The sequence below is a fragment of the Tenacibaculum sp. Cn5-46 genome, assembly GCF_022347705.1.
GTDB classification, from domain to species: Bacteria; Bacteroidota; Bacteroidia; order Flavobacteriales; family Flavobacteriaceae; genus Polaribacter; species Polaribacter aiptasiae.
Window position 1 is genome coordinate 24,415 of record NZ_JAKRGD010000011.1, and the last position, 17,407, is coordinate 41,821.

A 17,407-nucleotide genomic window follows, 5' to 3' on the forward strand; every position below is an offset into this window, starting at 1 on the left:
ATGAATAAAGAACAATATTCTCAACAACTTCAAGATAACAATACTATTAACATAAGAGCTGAGTTAGAAAAATATTTAATCCATTGGAAATGGTTTGTTTTAGGTATTATGGTTTCGATTGCAGTGGCTTTTTTATACTTAAGATATAGTACTCCTTTATATAATACAACAGCAACAATACTTATTAAAAATGATAAAAAAGGGAGTCTTCCTGATGAACTTGCTGCTTTTGCAGATCTTGGTATTGGGGGTAGTTCTAGTAAAAACATCGATAATGAAATTGAAATTATTAAATCTAGAAAACTAATACATAGTGTTATAAGTAAATTAAATTTAAACATTGAATATATAGTTGAAGGAAGAATTAAAGAGTCCGAAACTTATAATAATAGGGCAATTTCCTTTGTACCCAAAGATTCTTTATATTCAAAATTCGTTGAATTAGATACTGTTTTAAATATTAAAATTTTATCTGATAAAAAATTTAAGCTACTAGATGAGGATAATAATTTCATTTCAGAAAACTCATTTAATAAAGCTATTAAAAGTTCTAAAATAGGTGAGTTTAAAATTATAAAAAGTGATTTTTTTTTAGATGAAACTACAAATAAAACCATAAAAGTTTTTATTAAATCCATAGATAAAACAATTGATCTATATCAAAAAAAGATAAATATTTCTCCAATAAATAAAAAGTCAAGTGTTTTAATGTTATCCTTGGAATCTGCAATAAAAGAAAAAGCCGAGGATGTATTGGATGAATTGGTTATACAGTATAATAATGATGCTATTTTAGATAAAAAACTCGTTTCAGAAAGAACTAAGGATTTTATTATTGAACGCTTGAGCAGTGTTGGTAATGAATTGGCAGATATAGATGATAAAGTAAAAAAGTTTAAAAACAAACATAATATTACTGATATTCAATCTGAAGCAAAACTAACTTTAGAAACAAACACTTTAAATCATCAAAAATTAACCGAAGCTAATACTGAGTTAAACCTAGCTAAATCACTTAGTAAAGAATTAATTAACGATAATTATTTACCAGCAAACTTAGGTTTAACAGACCCTAATATAGCTAAATCAATTTCTGAATATAATTTATTAATTACACAATTAAAACGTTTGAAAAAAAGTGCTGGAGAAAAAAACACAATACTAATTGAAGTTAGAGATAATATATCAAGTTTAAAAAACTCTCTAAAAAGAAGTCTAGATAATACTGTTAAATCACTTCAATTAAAAGTAAACAGTTTGCAAAGAGAATCAGGTATTTTCAATTCGAAAATCTCATCAATACCAGCAAGAGAAAGAGAATTTTTAGACATAGCTCGTCAGCAAGAAATTATCGCTGGATTATATTCTTACCTACTAAAAAAGAAAGAAGAAACAGCTATCTCTTTAAGTGCTAATGCTGTTCCTAACGCTAAAATTATAGACAGGGCTTATGGTTCTAATATTCCTATAAGTCCAAAGAAAAAAATTATTTACGTAACGGCTTTTTTATTAGGGATAATTATACCTTTTATATTCATTTATTTAAGGGATCTTTTGGATACCAAAGTGCATACTAAAAAAGATATTGAAGAACATACCACAATCCCTTATCTTGGAGATATACCTCATTCTTTAACAAGAGAAAAAATTGTTATAAATTCAAGTGCTCGTTCAAGCACAGCTGAAGCTTTCAGGTTAATTAGAACGAACTTAGATTTTATGCTACCTGAAAAGTCAAAAGGAAAAGGTAGTACTATATTTGTTACTTCCACTACAAGTGGAGAAGGGAAATCATTTACTTCGATAAATCTAGCTGCTTCTTTATCTTTATCTGGTAAAAAAGTTATTCTAGTTGGAATGGATTTAAGGGCTCCTAAAATCACAGAGTATCTTGAAATCCCTGACAGAAAAGGTATTACCAACTTTTTAACTAATAATAATATCACCTTAGACTCTTTAAAATTTTCTATTGATGAAATACCTAGTTTAGACATTATTGCTTCTGGAGCTATCCCTCCTAATCCAGCAGAATTATTGATGTCTAAAAAAATTGGAGATATTTTCACAGAATTAGAAGAAAAGTATGATTATGTTATTATAGATACAGCTCCTGTAAATTTAGTAACTGATACAATGCTTATTTCTAAACATGCAGATTTAGTTATATATGTAACCAGAGCTAATTATTTAGATAAACGTATGCTTATAGTACCTCAGACTCTATATAAAGATAAAAAACTTCCTAACTTAGCCATTATTTTAAATGATGTTGATTTAAAACGTGGATATGGATATGGTTACGGGTATGGTTATGGTTATGGTATACCTGAAGAGGAAGATTTACCTTGGTATAAAAGAATCTTTAATTAATCATTATAAATAAAAAAGGAAGCTAATAGCTTCCTTTTTTATTTATAAGAACTTTTTATTATTGTTTAACAAATGTTCAATTTGCTTTCTTGTTTTAACTGTACCTATTTTATTTAACAACTTAAGATGGTTATGATGATGTGTATCAGTTCCAACAAAATCATACATATTCTCATTTAATAATTTTTGAGCTGTTTTCTGTACCCCTTTTCCGTATTGTTCAGTCAATGATAATAAGTTTAATTGAAAAACACATCCTGCCTTTTTTAATTTATAAAAATTCTGAAAATCTTTATGATAAAAATTGTAGCGCTCAGGATGAGCTAAAACGGGTTTGTAACCTTTTAACTGAATTTCAAATAAAACATCATATAAATTATAAGGAGCATTGAAATATGACATCTCTACTAAGATATAATTATCTTTTAGAGTCAGAATATCGCCTTCTTTTAATCTTTCAACGAATTGTTCGTCCATCATATACTCTGCTGCTGCATTAATCTTTATATCGTCAAAACCTTGTTTTTTTAACTCTAACTTAACTACTTCTAGTTTTTCTTGAATTACCCTAGAGGAATTAGGATATACATCTCCTAAAACATGTGGTGTAGTAATAAAGTTTTTAATTCCATAAGAATACATCTTAGTAATCAAAGAAATTGAATTTTCTAAATCTTTAGCTCCATCATCAATTCCAGGAAGTAAATGAGAATGAATATCTATAAACCCTTCAGGAAACAGTTCATTTAAAGGAATCTCTTTTTTCTTAAAAAACAACATATTTTATTTTATCTCTTAATTATTTTACAAATTTAAACTAATAATACACCTTAGCTAAACAAAAATTATACCTTTTTTTATTACGAAATCGATTGAGATTAATACAGCTATTGTGCAACTAATTTTGATAGTATATATTTGAGCAAAACTAAATAAAATATAATGATTTTAATAGCTGATGGTGGTTCTACAAAAGCAGATTGGATTGCTTTAGATAATAATAAAGAAGAAGTTTTTAGAGTAAGAACTTTAGGTTTAAATCCAGCTGTTGTTGCAAAAGAAGAATTATTAAATAGAATAGAAAATATATTTCAGCTAATTAATATTAAAGAGTCAGTTGAAGCAATTCATTTTTATGGAGCTGGTTGCGGAACAGCCATACCTGTTAAAATTTTACATGACGTTTTAAAGTCCATTTTTATAAATGCGTCTATAAACATATCAGAAGATATGTTAGCTGCAGTATATGCTAGTTCATCTAAAAGCCCTGCCATTGTTTGTATTTTAGGAACAGGATCTAATAGTTGCTATTATGATGGAAATGATATGGAAATGATTACTCCTTCATTGGGTTACACAATAATGGATGAAGCTAGTGGTAATTACTTTGGCAAACAATTACTGAAAGATTATTATTATAAACAAATGCCTCAAAAAATAGCTAAATCTTTCGAAAAGGAATTCAATGTTGATGCAGATCATATAAAAATGAATCTATATAGGAAACCAAATCCAAATATGTATTTAGCCACATTTGCTAAATTCATGTTTGACTATAAGGATAAAAAGTACATTAAGAAAATCATTAAAAAAGGCTTTCAAGAATTTTTTAAATACAGGATATTACCATACCAGAAGGGAACTGAAACACCAATTTACTTTATAGGATCTATAGCATACTACTTTATAGATATATTAGAAAATGTGGCTTCTAAGAACAACCTAATTATTACTGATGTTATCCAACGTCCTATTGATAATCTAGTTAAATTTCATATGGAAAATGATATTTAACATAACGGCAATGTATTCTCTAAAGCAATACCTCTAGAACCTTTAATTAAAATTGTGCTTCCTTTAATAGGGCTATCTTGAAGATATTTTTTTAACTCATCTAAAGTTTTAAACTTTTGATAATTTGTTTCTGTTTGGAAAAAATTCTTTCCAACTAACAAAACTCTATCAAATTTAGCTTTAGAGACAAAGTTTACTATTTTTTGATGTTCTAACTCACTATAATCTCCAAGTTCAAACATATCTCCTAAAATAACCGTTTTATGATTAGATTCATATAGTACAAAACTATCCAAAGCAGCTTTCATACTTGTAGGATTCGCATTATATGCATCTAAAATTATTTTGTTATTTTCTGTTTCTATAATTTCTGATCTATTATTAGAAGGTATATAGTTTTCAATAGCTTTTTTAATTTCTTTTTGCGGTACTTTAAAATAATTACCTATTGTAATTGCAGCAGATATATTAGCAAAATTATAACTGCCAATCAATTGACTATATATAACATCATTATTAAAACCTAGACTAACAAATGGATTTGCGCTAATAAATTTAATTGATTCTTCAAATCTTATAACATCAATTTCTTTAGTTTTTTCAACTTGAATTGGATCTTTTGAGTTTAAAAAAACCTTTCCTTTAGAATCTCTAATGAAATCATATAATTCAGATTTTCCTTTAATTACTCCTTCTATAGATCTAAAACCTTCTAAATGAGCACTACCAAAATTAGTAATATAACCGTAATTAGGTTCGACAATTTTAGATAAAAAAGCAATCTCTTTTTGATGGTTAGCTCCCATTTCAACTATTCCAATTTCAGTATCAGAATTCATTGAAAGTAATGTTAAAGGAACTCCAATATGATTATTCAAATTACCCTTTGTAGCTGTCGTTTTAAATCTACAAGATAGCACTGCATTAATCAATTCTTTTGTGGTAGTCTTACCATTACTACCTGTTAAAGAAATTATTGGAATATTTAATTCATTTCTATGATAATTAGCTAAATCTTGTAATGCCTTCAACACATTATCAACTAAAATTATATTATCATTAGTTTTATATTCAATTTCATCAACAACTGCATATTTAGCTCCTTTAGCCAATGCATCGGAAGCAAACTTATTCCCATTAAAGTTATCACCTTTAAGTGCAAAAAACATCGAATTGTTTCTTATTTTTCTTGTATCAGTATCAACTAAACCATGTTGAATAAACAACCTATATAATTCCTTTATATCCATGTTGTAAAAATAAAAAACCTCATTGAAATTCAATGAGGTTTAATTTATAATTTAAAAGATAAAACTATCTTCTTCTTTTAGCATACTTTGGCGTTGCAGTCTTTCTCTTGTTCATCATCATAGGCCCCATTTTATCAGTAGCGCATCTAAATCCAATAAAGTTAGTTGCCATATATTCTGGGAAGTATCTTCTTTGAGCTGGATCTAACCAATACTCTCTATCTGCCCAAGAACCACCTTTGTAAACTCTAGATTTATCACTAATTAAAGTTGTTCTTGTTTTAGCGTCATACTTATAGTTATTGATAACATTTCCTAAAGAATCTTTTTCTGATTCAGGTTTTTGTGGCGAATTATACATTCTAGATTTAGGATCTAATTGATCTTTGTCTAATCCATAATTCTTAGAAGAAGCCTGATCTCCATCACCTAAACTAGAGTTATTAGCAAGATTATAGTTTCTTCTCATGTAAGTATCTTCTTTTGTAATTGGAATATACTTTACACTTCCTGGTAAATCTTTAGGTACAATTCTACCGTTTTCTAAAGTATCATATTCAATATCACCTATTTCATCTCCAACGATTACAACTTTACCATCTTGATCTATTAACTTTTTTGTGAATATGTTTCCTCTAAAATAGTTAAAATCATTTGCTTCTGAATCAATAATAGGACGATATACATCTTCTACCCATTCAGCAACGTTTCCTGACATATCATATAATCCGAAAGCATTAGGAGGGTAACTTCTAACCGCGTTTGGAATATCAGACATATCACTACTCCATCCAGCAATACCACTATAATCTCCTTTTCCTTGTTTGAAGTTAGCTAATTGATCTCCTCTTCTTCTTTTATCTCTATCTCTAGTATACTTTCCATTCCAAGCATACTTCTTTCTTCCTCTAATATTATTGTATTCTCTATTTTCAAACATTGCTTTAGCAGCGTACTCCCACTCTACTTCAGTTGGAAGTCTAAACTTTTGAGATAGGATACCATCAGAAGAAGTAACTTGTCTTCCTGAAAACTCATCTTTACCAGGCTTAGGATCTCCTTTTTTTCTTGGCACAGGAATTCCTTTCTTATAAATTGTTGAATCCCCATCAAATAATGCATAAGGATTAGTTAAATAAGTATCTGTATCGAAATTGTTTTTCCCTTTAAAACTTAATGAATCCTCTTTAAAAATATTTTTAATTACACCTTTATCCATTAAAATCTTTAAGTTAACAGCATTTGTACGCCACTTACAATATTTAGTTGCTTGTAACCAACTAACACCTACAACTGGGTACTCTGCATAAGATGGGTGTCTTAAATAACTTTCAGATAATAAATTTGTATTACCTAGTCCTTTTCTCCAAACTAATGTATCCGGTAAAACTGATTTGTAAATATTTTTAAACTGAGGTTCTTCTGGAGGAAACACTTTTTTAGTGTATTGCATAAATGCTCCATAAGCAGAATTAGTTACTTCCGTTTCATCCATGTAAAACGAACGAACATGCATCTTTTTAGGAGTAGTGTTCCAATCAAACATTACGTCATCTTGAACTAGCCCCATTGTAAACGTACCTCCTTCAATATGAACCATATTCATAGGAACATCTTTATTAGGGTTATAAGATCCTTTTATTATATTTCCATAATTATGATCATTAAATCTCCATCCTGTAAAAGGATCTACATCACTAGAACCACCTCTATTGCTTTTACAAGAAGTAATTAATAAGCTAGTGATAGCCAACAAACTAAATAATTTTAAGGTACTTTTCATGTATTTTTAACTATTTTAAGGGTGCCGCAATTTACAATATTTCTAATTTCTTACAACTAATTTATCTACAATTTCTCGTATTAGAAAGTTGCTCTTGCAAGATTACAAACGATCATTTTTTAAGTTTAGTATTACGAATCTAAGAAAAAGATTAAATATCTAGCATTAATTTTTATTATTTTATACAATAAATATCTAAGGCTCTCACTTTCAAAAACAAAAAAAAGGTAGAAATAAAATATTTTAAAATATTTTTAACTATTCTTCAAAAAAATGTAATAATTTTATCCTATGATCGTTAAGATAGTGGTTAAAATTTAACAGATTTTAGCATTTTTTTAAGAAAATCATATATTTGCCGAACTAATAATCAAATTTTTACATGAAAAAATTATCAATTTTATTGTTTTTTGCATGTTTTGCCCTTCAAATCAAAGCACAATCAACATCAAGTGGAATCACAACAGCTACTCCATTTTTATTAATTTCATCAGACGCTCGTGCTGGCGGTATGGGAGATGTGGGTGTAGCTACATCATCTGATGCATTTTCAATCTTTCACAACCCTGCAAAAACCGCTTTTAACCAAAACAAAATAAGTATTGGTTTAAACTATACTCCTTGGTTGCGTAATTTAACAGATGATATATTTATAGGAAATGCTTCTTACGTAAATAGATTTAAAGAAAATGCTGCTTGGGGTGTTGACGTTAAGTATTTCTCATTAGGTAAAATAGAACTTACAACGGATTTAGCTCAAAGTTTAGGTTATACAAATCCAAGTGAATTTGCTATTACTGGTACATACTCAATGAAATTAAGTGAAAAATTTTCAATGGGTATTGGATTAAAATATATAAACTCAAATTTAGATGTTACTAACAATAGTATTGATGCTGTTAACTCATTTGCAGTTGATATTTCTGGTTATTACCAATCTGATGAGAGAAATTATGGGAGTTTCAATGGTCGTTATCGTTTAGGTTTCAACATTGCTAATATTGGTCCTAAAGTTGAATATACACCTGGACAAGAAAACTTTATTCCTACTAATGCTAAATTAGGTGGAGGTTTTGATTTTATTTTTGATAGCCAAAATACGTTAGGTTTAAATTTAGAATTCACAAAACTTTTAGTCCCTTCAAGTAGTACTCAATCTACTAGAGGATGGTTTGAAGGAATGTTTACTTCTTTAGGAGATAGAAGTTTTGGTGAGGAATTAAAAGAAGTAACATGGGCTTTAGGAGCGGAGTATTTATACAACAATGCTTTTGCAGCAAGAGCAGGTTATTTTCATGAAAGTGAAGAAAAAGGTCAACGTCAATTTTTCACTTTAGGTGCAGGGTTTACAGCTAAATCATTTACTTTAGATTTATCATACTTAGTTAATACTTCTGCAGTAAATAACCCATTAGAAAATACTTTAAGATTCTCTTTATCATTTGATTTAGGAGAAATCTACGAAGATTACTAAAAATTAGTATTTTTTTTTTAATTTCGTAACATAATTTAAAAGCAGTCTTGACGACTGCTTTTTTTGACCAATACTATTTCTTATGGAAAAAATAGAAGTAAAATCTTCAGCTATTATTTATAATAGTATAGAAGAATTATCTCAGGAAGATAGAATGCTAATGGATAAAGCTGTTGAAGCTAGAGCTAAGGCTTATGCCCCTTATTCTAAATTTAATGTTGGCGCTGCTTTTTTATTAGAGAATGGAGAAATTGTTTTAGGAAATAATCAAGAAAACGCTGCATATCCTTCTGGTATGTGTGCTGAAAGAGTCGGGATTTGGAAAATTGGCTCAGAATTCCCTGGAATAAAAATCAAAAAATTAGCTATAACAGCTGCTTCAACCCAAACAAAAGTAGACAAACCTGTTGGGCCTTGTGGTGCTTGTAGACAAACATTATCTGAATATGAAATCAACCAAAAAGAACCTATGGAGATTCTTTTTATGGGAGAGGTTGGTAAAATTGTAAAAACAGAATCATTACTGTCTTTATTGCCTTTTTCTTTTGATAGTTCATATTTATAAAAACAACAAACACAGAAAAGCTCTCTTTTTTTTGTTAAATAAATAATTATTCAAGCCTTTTTTAAGAATTCGACAATTCTTAAAAATAGACTGATAATTAAGGTATTAATGTAATTAAAAATGCTTTATTTGTATTCTTTAACCCTTAAAGAATTCTAATGACAACATCAGTAATTACAGGTACAGGAACATATATTACCTCAATTCAAAAAACAAATGCAGAATTTTCTAATCATCAATTTTTGAATGAAGATGGTTCTGATTTTCCTAGTACAAATGATGTAATTATTGAAAAGTTTAAATCAATTACTGGGATTGAAGAACGACGCTATGCTAAAGATGAATATAATGCTTCTGATTTAGGGTATTTTGCTGCTCAGAAAGCTATAAAAGATGCTAATATAGATCCAGAAGAACTAGATTATATAATCTTAGCTCATAACTTTGGTGACGTAAAGAGCAATGCAATTCAAAGTGACATCTTACCTAGTTTAGCCACTAGAGTTAAATATAAATTAGGAATAGAAAACCCTAACTGTGTGGCTTACGACATTTTATTTGGTTGTCCAGGTTGGGTAGAAGGAGTTATTCAAGCGCAAGCCTTTATTAAAGCTGGAATAGCAAAAAAATGTTTAGTTATAGGAGCTGAAACACTATCTAGAGTTGTAGATCAAAACGACAGAGACTCTATGATATATAGTGATGGTGCTGGAGCTTGTATAGTTGAAGCAAAAGAAGGTTCTGAATCTGGAATTATTAGTCATGCTAGTCAAACATTTACTAAAGAAGAAGCCTTCTATTTATTTTTCGGAAAATCTTATAATAAAAGTCACGATAAGGATGTTCGATATATAAAAATGCATGGTCGTAAAATTTATGAGTTTGCTTTAAACAATGTGCCAAACGCTATGAAAATAGCTTTAGATAAAAGTAGAATAGCAATAGATGAAGTAAAAAAAGTTTTTATCCATCAAGCAAATGAAAAAATGGATGAAGCAATTATTAAACGTTTCTTTAGACTATATAAAAAACCTATTCCAGAAGGTATTATGCCAATGAGTATTCATAAACTAGGAAATAGTTCTGTAGCAACCGTTCCTACATTATTAGATTTAGTTTTAAAAGGTAAAATAGAGGATCAAAAGGTAGAAAAAGGAGATGTAATTATGTTAGCTTCTGTTGGCTCAGGAATGAGTATTAATGCAATCGTTTATCGTTATTAAAAAACTTCAAAAAATCTAAAATCAAATACAACAAATCTAAAATCTAAGTACTATTTTTGCACATGCAACAACACAACGTACTTATATTAGATTTCGGATCGCAATACACGCAATTAATTGCGCGCCGAGTAAGAGAATTGAACATTTATTGTGAGATTCATCCGTATAACAAAATACCAGAAAATTTAAACAATTTTAAAGCTGTCATCTTATCAGGAAGTCCATCATCTGTTCGTTCTGATGAAGCACCTCATCCAGACTTATCAGAAATTAGAGGTAAAAAACCTTTATTAGCTGTTTGTTATGGAGCCCAATATTTAGCTCATTTCTCTGGTGGACTTGTAGCTCCTTCAAATACCAGAGAATATGGAAGAGCCAATTTATCATTTATTAAAAAAGAAGAAGAATTTTTCAACGAAATTTCTGAAGGAAGTCAAGTTTGGATGAGTCATTCAGATACAATTAAAGACTTGCCTAGTAACGGAGTTTTATTAGCTAGCACGCATGATGTAAAAAATGCAGCTTATAAGATTGAAGGAGAAACAACTTATGCTATTCAATTTCATCCCGAGGTTTATCATTCAACAGATGGAAAACAATTATTACAAAACTTTTTAGTTAATATAGCAGGGGTAGCTCAAACATGGACACCTTCTTCTTTTGTAGATGAAACGGTTGCCAGCATAAAAGCTAAAGTAGGAAATGACAAAGTTGTTTTAGGACTATCTGGAGGAGTAGATTCAACAGTAGCTGCTGTATTATTACATAAAGCTATTGGAAGTAATTTACATTGTATATTTGTTAATAATGGATTATTAAGAAAGAATGAATTTACCGACGTATTAAAACAATATGAAGGTATGGGCTTAAATGTAAAAGGAGTTGATGCTTCGGCACGTTTCTTGAATGAACTTGCTGGATTAAGTGACCCTGAAGCTAAACGTAAAGCTATTGGTAAAGTATTTATTGATGTTTTTGATGATGAAGCTTCTCAAATTAAAGATGCAAAATGGTTAGCTCAAGGAACTATTTATCCAGATGTTATAGAATCTGTTTCAGTAAATGGAGGCCCTTCAGCAACAATTAAAAGTCATCATAATGTAGGAGGATTACCTGACTTTATGAAACTAAAAATAGTTGAGCCATTACGAATGATATTTAAAGATGAAGTTCGTCGTGTAGGAGCATCTATGGGAATTGATAAAGACTTATTAGGACGTCATCCTTTTCCTGGCCCTGGTTTAGCTATTAGAATTTTAGGTGATATTACAGCTGAAAAAGTTAGAATATTGCAAGAAGTTGATGCTATTTTCATTAATGGATTAAAAGAAGATGGATTATATAATAAGGTATGGCAAGCTGGAGCAATTTTATTACCTGTAAACTCAGTTGGAGTTATGGGAGATGAAAGGACTTACGAAAAAGTAGTAGCTTTACGTGCTGTTGAAAGTACCGATGGTATGACAGCTGATTGGGTAAACTTACCTTATGAGTTTTTACAAAAAACATCAAATAAAATAATTAATAATGTAAAAGGTGTTAATAGAGTTGTTTATGATATTAGCTCTAAACCACCTGCAACAATTGAATGGGAGTAATTCCTTAAAAATAAAAACAACCTAGATGAAGAAATTACAATTTTTACTTTTAATTTGTATTTTAACTTTTGCCGTTTCCTGTGGCCAGCAGAAACGATATGTCTCTTACAAAGTAAAAGATGGTGAAACAATGCGTGACATTGCGAAACGTCTTGACATGAAAACCAAGGATCTACTTCGTTTAAATCCAGACGTAAGTAGAAGACCTGACCCAAACACGGTAATTGTTATACCAAATCCTGAAATTAAAAAAGGAATTTCTTCATCTTCATCAGAAAGCACAGAAGAACAACCTATTACCACTGAGACAGAAACTGTAGAATCAGAATCTACTGAAAATAACAATGAAAATACAGAAGAAGTATTTCAACAAACTGTTTATGAATATGAAACACATACAGTAAAAGCTGGTGAAACTGTATATAGAATTACTAAAGAGTATAATATTTCTAAAGATGATTTAATTAAATGGAATCCAGAATATCCTGGTATTAAAAACAATGACTTAAGCATTGGTCAAGTTTTAAAAGTTAAAGCTACTGAAAGTGTTATAACTATTGATCGTGAGGAAGTTTTAGAAAAATTTTTAACTCATACGGTTAAAAGTAAAGAAACTGTATATAGCTTAACACGTTTTTATAATATTTCTAAAGATGATTTAATTAGATTAAACCCAGAGTTCCCTGATATTGTTAACAACAACCTTTCCATTGGTCAACTTTTGAAAATTAAACCTATAGAAGAAGTTAACTCAGATGAAAACTTTACTTTTTATAAAGATACTATTCAAGAAAACACCTCTATAAACTTAGCTATTTTATTACCTTTTAAAGCAAAAGAATACGATTCTCTATCTGCAAAAGATATTTTTAGTAAGAAAAAGAATAAATCGGCTTCTTTAGCTAATATGGTTACTGATTTTTATATGGGAGCTGAAATGGCTATTGACTCTATAAAAAAACAAGGAGTAATGGTTAATTTAAATGTTTTCGATACTGGAAACAGAGGTAGTAATGTTAGTTCAATATTAGAAGAAGATCAATTAGATAATAGCGATGTTATCATTGGCCCTTTTTATTCTAATAAAGCAGAAATAATTGCTCGTAAAGTGAGCGCTCCAGTAGTTTTTCCTCATTTTTCTAGTAAGCAACAGAATTTTTCTTCTTCTAAATTGGTTAAAACAGCTCCTGAAAAAGATAAATACACTGACTTTTTAATTTCTTATTTAAAAGACAAATATAATGGTGAAGAGGTTTTTGTTGTAGGTGATGGCAAATCGAATTCAAACTCTAGTATAACAAAAATTGCTGGCAATTTAAAAAGTCATGATTCAATTAAAAACGTTCATATTTTAAAACCAAAAGACGGTTATATTAAAAGAGAACGCTTTACTGAAAAAATGAATCCTAAAAAACACAACTGGGTTGTTATTACATCTGATGATAATGTAGCCATTGCTGATGTTTTAAATAGTATGATTGGTTTACCTGATGATATAACAGTTCAAGTATTTGCAATTGAAAAAAATAAAGCATACGATAAAATAGAAAACAATAAACTAGCTAGTATTGATTTCACATATGTTTCTAATGTCTTTGCTGATGATTCTTCTAATGATGTAAAGGTTTTCAACAAAAATTACTTTGAAAACAACAACACCATACCTTCTGATTATGCTATCAAGGGGTTTGATATTACCTATGATGTTTTAATGAGATTAGCTTCTGGAAAAAGCTTAACAGATACTTTTAAAGACGGTGTTTCTCTTCGTTTAGAAAATAAATTCGATTATCGTAAGAAAACTTTTGGAAGTACAAGTAATAGAGGTTTATTTATTGTAAAATACAACAAAGACCTAAGCTTAGAAAGATTAAAATAAAAATAAAAGCCGATGTAAATTTACATCGGCTTTTTATTTTACTAGTTCTTAATTCTATCTCCAGATCCTTTTCCTCCAACAGTTGCAAAAATATATTGAAAATATTTTTTTACAGTCAAAAACTCTAACATTTCAGCATCCACCTCAGCCAACTTTTTAGGTGTTGACATATCAATTTCATTAATTTGGGCTAAACCTGTAATTCCCGGTAAGAAATTATAAACTCCTTTTTTACTCCTTTCTTTTATTAATTCTTCTTGATTAAAAAGGTTTGGTCTTGGACCAACTAAACTCATATCCCCTTTTAAAACGTTAATCAACTGTGGTAATTCATCTAATTTTGACTTTCTTAAAAAAGCACCCAATTTTGTTACAGAACTACTGTTTGCCAAATGTGTTGCCATAGATTTAGTATTTACTCCCATTGTTCTGAACTTTATTAGTGTAAATGGCCTTTTATTTTTACCTACTCGTTCTTGTTTGAATATTGGTGCCCCTGTATCAAATAAGCCTAATACATATACAATCAGACCTAATGGCCATAATACCAAAATTCCCAAAAAAGAAAATATAAAATCAAAAAAACGTATCATATACTATATATTAAAACTTTTTATAGTTAATTGTATCCCTTTTTCAACAGCTAAAGGCATCTTTTTCCCTAAAGCCTGCTTAATTTTTTTATTAGAAACTACATAATTACTAGTTAGTTTGTGAATTTTCTCAGTATTTATTGGGAAAGGGATTATATTCCCAATTTTACCTAAGAAATTGATTATAATTTTAGGTGTATTAAAGATTATTACTTTCTTATTTATAGCCTCTCCTATATTCATTACTAACTCTTTTGCAGAAATTGATTGATTATCTGCGATGTTATATACTCCAGATCTAACATCTTTATTTTTAATCAACTCTTCAATAACAAAGCACAAATTGTGGACTGATAAAAAAGAGCGTTTATTTTCATATCTCCCAAATGGATAAGGCATCCCTTTTGAAATAAAACTGTATAATAAATTTAAGTTTCCTTTATTATTAGGTCCATGTATCATGCAAGGTCTTAAAATATAAACTCTTTTATCTTTTGTTAATTTTTTATCCAAAATATACCTTTCCGCGGCCAATTTTGATTTCCCGTATGCTGTTAACGGATTGGGTTGAGCATCTTCTGTAAGCACTGTTTCTACTTCATCAGTAACAGCTTTTACCGAACTCATATAAATAAAAACCTGACAATCACTCTCTAAAAACTGATCGAATAATTTCTTTGTAAGTTCTGTATTTGCTTTAAAATACTCAGAATCATCAGAAGTTTTTTTTAAATCGTGAGCCTTACCTGCTAAATGTATAAAGGCTTTTGATTCATTGAGTAAGGATTTTTTCAAGTCACGGTAAGAAATTAAACCCTCTGAAGTTTTTCTTGATATTCCTTGAATTAAAAAATCTTCTTTTAAATAAGTACGTAAATTAGTTCCTACAAAACCTGTTAGTCCAGTGACTAAAACTTTCGTAATATTAGATAAATTCTTATCCAAATCAGACATAATATAAAATTAACTATTGTACATTTCAGAATAATACTTCTGATAGTCTCCACTAGTAACATTATTTATCCAAACTTCGTTTTCTAAATACCACTTCACAGTTTTTTCGATTCCTTCTTCAAACTGTAAAGATGGCTCCCAGCCTAATTCGTCTTTTAGTTTAGAAGAATCAATAGCATAACGATAATCATGTCCTGCTCTATCCGTAACATAAGTGATTAAATCTAACGATTGTCCTTCTTTTCGTCCTAATAGTCTATCTACTGTATTAATCAAAATCTTAATTAAATCAATGTTTCTCCATTCATTAAATCCACCTATATTATAAGTATCACCTATTTTACCTTTATGAAAAATAACATCAATTGCTTTTGCATGATCATTAACAAATAACCAATCACGCACATTTTCTCCTTTGCCATACACCGGTAATGGCTTATTATTACAGATATTATTAATAAATAATGGAATTAATTTTTCTGGAAATTGATAAGATCCATAGTTATTTGAACAGTTCGAAATCACTGTTGGTAATCCATAAGTGTCTTGGAATGCTCTTACAAAGTGATCTGAAGAAGCTTTTGAAGCTGAATATGGAGAGTGCGGATCATATGGAGTTGTTTCCGTAAAGAAACCATCATCTCCTAAGGTTCCATAAACCTCATCGGTAGAAACATGGTAAAATAATTTTCCTTCAAAATTTCCATCCCATTTCTTTTTAGACGCTTCTAACAAACTTAATGTTCCCATTATATTTGTTTTAGCAAATGAAAACGGATCTTTTATAGATCTATCTACATGTGATTCAGCTGCTAAATGTATAACTCCATCAACGTCATATTTATGAAAAATTTCTTCCATTAGTTGATAATCACATATATCAGCTTTAACGAAAGTATAATTAGGTTTATCTTCTATATCTCTTAAATTTTCAAGGTTCCCTGCGTAGGTCAATGCGTCCAAATTGATAATATTATAATTTGGATATTGATTAACAAATAATCTTACTACATGTGAACCAATAAATCCCGCTCCACCTGTTATTAATATATTTTTCATTTTTTTATTTTTCTAGTTCTTTAATACACTTCTTTAATGAATCTTTCCAATAAGGAATTTCAATTCCTAAATCTTTCTTTATTTTTGATTTATTCAATAATGAATAATTAGGTCTTCTTGCTGGAGTTGGGTAATCTTTTGTTTCTATTGGAGAAATATTACAATTAATACCTCCAATTTCCATAATGCTTTTAGCAAAATCGTACCATGAAAGTACTCCTTCATTTGAGTAGTGATATACCTCCTGTTTTCCTTTAAAGTTAAGGTCTAACATTTTTAGGCATACCTCAGCTAAATCTTTTGCATACGTTGGAGAACCAACTTGATCAAAAATTACATTAAGTTCATCACGGTCTTGACCTAATCTCATCATAGTTTTCACAAAATTATTGCCATAACTCGAATAAACCCAAGCCGTCCTTATAATTGCTCCTTCAACTTTCGAATTTAAAAAAAACTCTTCTCCTTCTCGTTTTGTTCTACCATATACTCCAATTGGGTCAATTGCATCATCCTCCTTATAAGGAACGTAATTTTTTCCATTAAAAACATAATCTGTAGATATATGAATCAATTTCCCGTTTCTCTGTTCGAGCCCTTTTGAAATATTTTTTACTCCTTCGACATTTACTTTCTCTGCTGCTATTTCTTCTGACTCAGCTTTATCTACATGAGTATATGCAGCACAATTGATAACTATATCAATTTCTTTTGATTGAATATATGCTTCTACTTCCTTAGCATCTGTAATATTCAATCCTTCCGAACCTTCAAAAAAATATTGATGATTTGGAAAGTTGACAGATAACTCTTTAATTTCAGAACCTAATTGTCCGTTTGCTCCGGTAACTAATACTTTCATTTT

Annotated in this window: 14 protein-coding genes; 7 read left to right on the top strand and 7 right to left on the bottom strand. The window is 29.4% G+C overall.

Going from position 1 to position 17,407, the window contains the following annotated elements; genetic code table 11:
- Positions 1-2,370 (top strand): tyrosine-protein kinase, encoded by a 2,370-nt coding sequence (locus MHN29_RS17940; protein ID WP_235276069.1) that lies wholly within the window; start codon positions 1-3, stop codon positions 2,368-2,370.
- Positions 2,371-2,412: 42 nt separating this feature from the next.
- Here MHN29_RS17940 and MHN29_RS17945 read toward each other — a convergent pair whose 3' ends face one another.
- Positions 2,413-3,150 (bottom strand): tyrosine-protein phosphatase, encoded by a 738-nt coding sequence (locus tag MHN29_RS17945; protein ID WP_235276070.1) that lies wholly within the window; start codon positions 3,148-3,150, stop codon positions 2,413-2,415.
- A gap of 162 nt (positions 3,151-3,312) precedes the next feature.
- On the opposite strand from MHN29_RS17945, the gene MHN29_RS17950 reads away from it, so the two are divergent.
- Positions 3,313-4,164 (top strand): N-acetylglucosamine kinase, encoded by an 852-nt coding sequence (locus MHN29_RS17950; protein ID WP_235276071.1) that lies wholly within the window; start codon positions 3,313-3,315, stop codon positions 4,162-4,164.
- Here the strand turns inward: MHN29_RS17950 and murF are convergent.
- Positions 4,161-5,414 (bottom strand): UDP-N-acetylmuramoyl-tripeptide--D-alanyl-D-alanine ligase, encoded by a 1,254-nt coding sequence (gene murF, locus MHN29_RS17955; RefSeq protein ID WP_235276072.1) that lies wholly within the window; start codon positions 5,412-5,414, stop codon positions 4,161-4,163. The genes MHN29_RS17950 and murF overlap by 4 nt on opposite strands.
- 64 nt (positions 5,415-5,478) lie before the next feature.
- Complete coding sequence (gldJ, locus tag MHN29_RS17960; RefSeq protein WP_235276073.1) at positions 5,479-7,197, bottom strand: gliding motility lipoprotein GldJ; 1,719 nt, start codon at positions 7,195-7,197, stop codon at positions 5,479-5,481.
- Between the two features lie 382 nt (positions 7,198-7,579).
- Between gldJ and porV the strand changes: the two genes are divergently transcribed.
- The 5 genes from porV to MHN29_RS17985 all read left to right on the top strand — a co-directional run bounded on the left by porV (position 7,580) and on the right by MHN29_RS17985 (position 13,936).
- Positions 7,580-8,671 (top strand): type IX secretion system outer membrane channel protein PorV, encoded by a 1,092-nt coding sequence (gene porV, locus MHN29_RS17965; RefSeq protein WP_235276074.1) that lies wholly within the window; start codon positions 7,580-7,582, stop codon positions 8,669-8,671.
- Positions 8,672-8,753: 82 nt separating this feature from the next.
- Positions 8,754-9,236 (top strand): cytidine deaminase, encoded by a 483-nt coding sequence (cdd, locus tag MHN29_RS17970; RefSeq protein ID WP_235276075.1) that lies wholly within the window; start codon positions 8,754-8,756, stop codon positions 9,234-9,236.
- Positions 9,237-9,394: 158 nt separating this feature from the next.
- Positions 9,395-10,459: a 3-oxoacyl-ACP synthase III family protein gene (locus MHN29_RS17975; RefSeq protein ID WP_235276076.1), complete on the top strand. Its 1,065-nt coding sequence runs from the start codon at positions 9,395-9,397 to the stop codon at positions 10,457-10,459.
- A 62-nt stretch (positions 10,460-10,521) separates the two neighbouring features.
- Positions 10,522-12,057 carry a glutamine-hydrolyzing GMP synthase gene (gene guaA, locus MHN29_RS17980; protein ID WP_235276077.1) on the top strand — a complete coding sequence of 512 codons (1,536 nt, stop codon included), beginning with the start codon at positions 10,522-10,524 and terminating at the stop codon, positions 12,055-12,057.
- 25 nt (positions 12,058-12,082) lie between these two features.
- Positions 12,083-13,936 (top strand): LysM peptidoglycan-binding domain-containing protein, encoded by a 1,854-nt coding sequence (locus MHN29_RS17985; RefSeq protein WP_235276078.1) that lies wholly within the window; start codon positions 12,083-12,085, stop codon positions 13,934-13,936.
- 41 nt (positions 13,937-13,977) lie between these two features.
- Here the strand turns inward: MHN29_RS17985 and MHN29_RS17990 are convergent, their stop codons facing one another.
- Genes MHN29_RS17990 through rfbD form a run of 4 tightly spaced genes read right to left on the bottom strand, consistent with a single transcriptional unit; the run spans position 13,978 to position 17,404 of the window.
- On the bottom strand, positions 13,978-14,529 hold the full coding sequence (locus MHN29_RS17990; protein ID WP_235276079.1) for a sugar transferase: 552 nt from the start codon (positions 14,527-14,529) through the stop codon (positions 13,978-13,980).
- A 3-nt stretch (positions 14,530-14,532) separates the two neighbouring features.
- Positions 14,533-15,483, bottom strand: a complete 951-nt coding sequence (locus tag MHN29_RS17995; protein ID WP_235276080.1) for an NAD-dependent epimerase/dehydratase family protein — start codon at positions 15,481-15,483, stop codon at positions 14,533-14,535.
- A gap of 9 nt (positions 15,484-15,492) precedes the next feature.
- Positions 15,493-16,542: a dTDP-glucose 4,6-dehydratase gene (gene rfbB, locus MHN29_RS18000; protein WP_235276081.1), complete on the bottom strand. Its 1,050-nt coding sequence runs from the start codon at positions 16,540-16,542 to the stop codon at positions 15,493-15,495.
- A gap of 4 nt (positions 16,543-16,546) precedes the next feature.
- Positions 16,547-17,404: a dTDP-4-dehydrorhamnose reductase gene (gene rfbD, locus MHN29_RS18005; RefSeq protein WP_235276082.1), complete on the bottom strand. Its 858-nt coding sequence runs from the start codon at positions 17,402-17,404 to the stop codon at positions 16,547-16,549.
- Positions 17,405-17,407 lie beyond the last annotated feature (3 nt).

Bases quoted from the DNA above. Each gene is read 5' to 3' on its own strand.
- porV (WP_235276074.1), top strand. From the start codon at position 7,580: ATGAAAAAATTATCAATTTTATTGTTTTTTGCATGTTTTGCCCTTCAA.
- MHN29_RS17975 (WP_235276076.1), top strand. From the start codon at position 9,395: ATGACAACATCAGTAATTACAGGTACAGGAACATATATTACCTCAATT.
- MHN29_RS17990 (WP_235276079.1), bottom strand. From the start codon at position 14,529: ATGATACGTTTTTTTGATTTTATATTTTCTTTTTTGGGAATTTTGGTA.
- MHN29_RS17945 (WP_235276070.1), bottom strand. From the start codon at position 3,150: ATGTTGTTTTTTAAGAAAAAAGAGATTCCTTTAAATGAACTGTTTCCT.
- rfbD (WP_235276082.1), bottom strand. From the start codon at position 17,404: ATGAAAGTATTAGTTACCGGAGCAAACGGACAATTAGGTTCTGAAATT.
- gldJ (WP_235276073.1), bottom strand. From the start codon at position 7,197: ATGAAAAGTACCTTAAAATTATTTAGTTTGTTGGCTATCACTAGCTTA.
- MHN29_RS17940 (WP_235276069.1), top strand. From the start codon at position 1: ATGAATAAAGAACAATATTCTCAACAACTTCAAGATAACAATACTATT.
- murF (WP_235276072.1), bottom strand. From the start codon at position 5,414: ATGGATATAAAGGAATTATATAGGTTGTTTATTCAACATGGTTTAGTT.
- guaA (WP_235276077.1), top strand. From the start codon at position 10,522: ATGCAACAACACAACGTACTTATATTAGATTTCGGATCGCAATACACG.
- rfbB (WP_235276081.1), bottom strand. From the start codon at position 16,542: ATGAAAAATATATTAATAACAGGTGGAGCGGGATTTATTGGTTCACAT.
- cdd (WP_235276075.1), top strand. From the start codon at position 8,754: ATGGAAAAAATAGAAGTAAAATCTTCAGCTATTATTTATAATAGTATA.
- MHN29_RS17950 (WP_235276071.1), top strand. From the start codon at position 3,313: ATGATTTTAATAGCTGATGGTGGTTCTACAAAAGCAGATTGGATTGCT.
- MHN29_RS17985 (WP_235276078.1), top strand. From the start codon at position 12,083: ATGAAGAAATTACAATTTTTACTTTTAATTTGTATTTTAACTTTTGCC.
- MHN29_RS17995 (WP_235276080.1), bottom strand. From the start codon at position 15,483: ATGTCTGATTTGGATAAGAATTTATCTAATATTACGAAAGTTTTAGTC.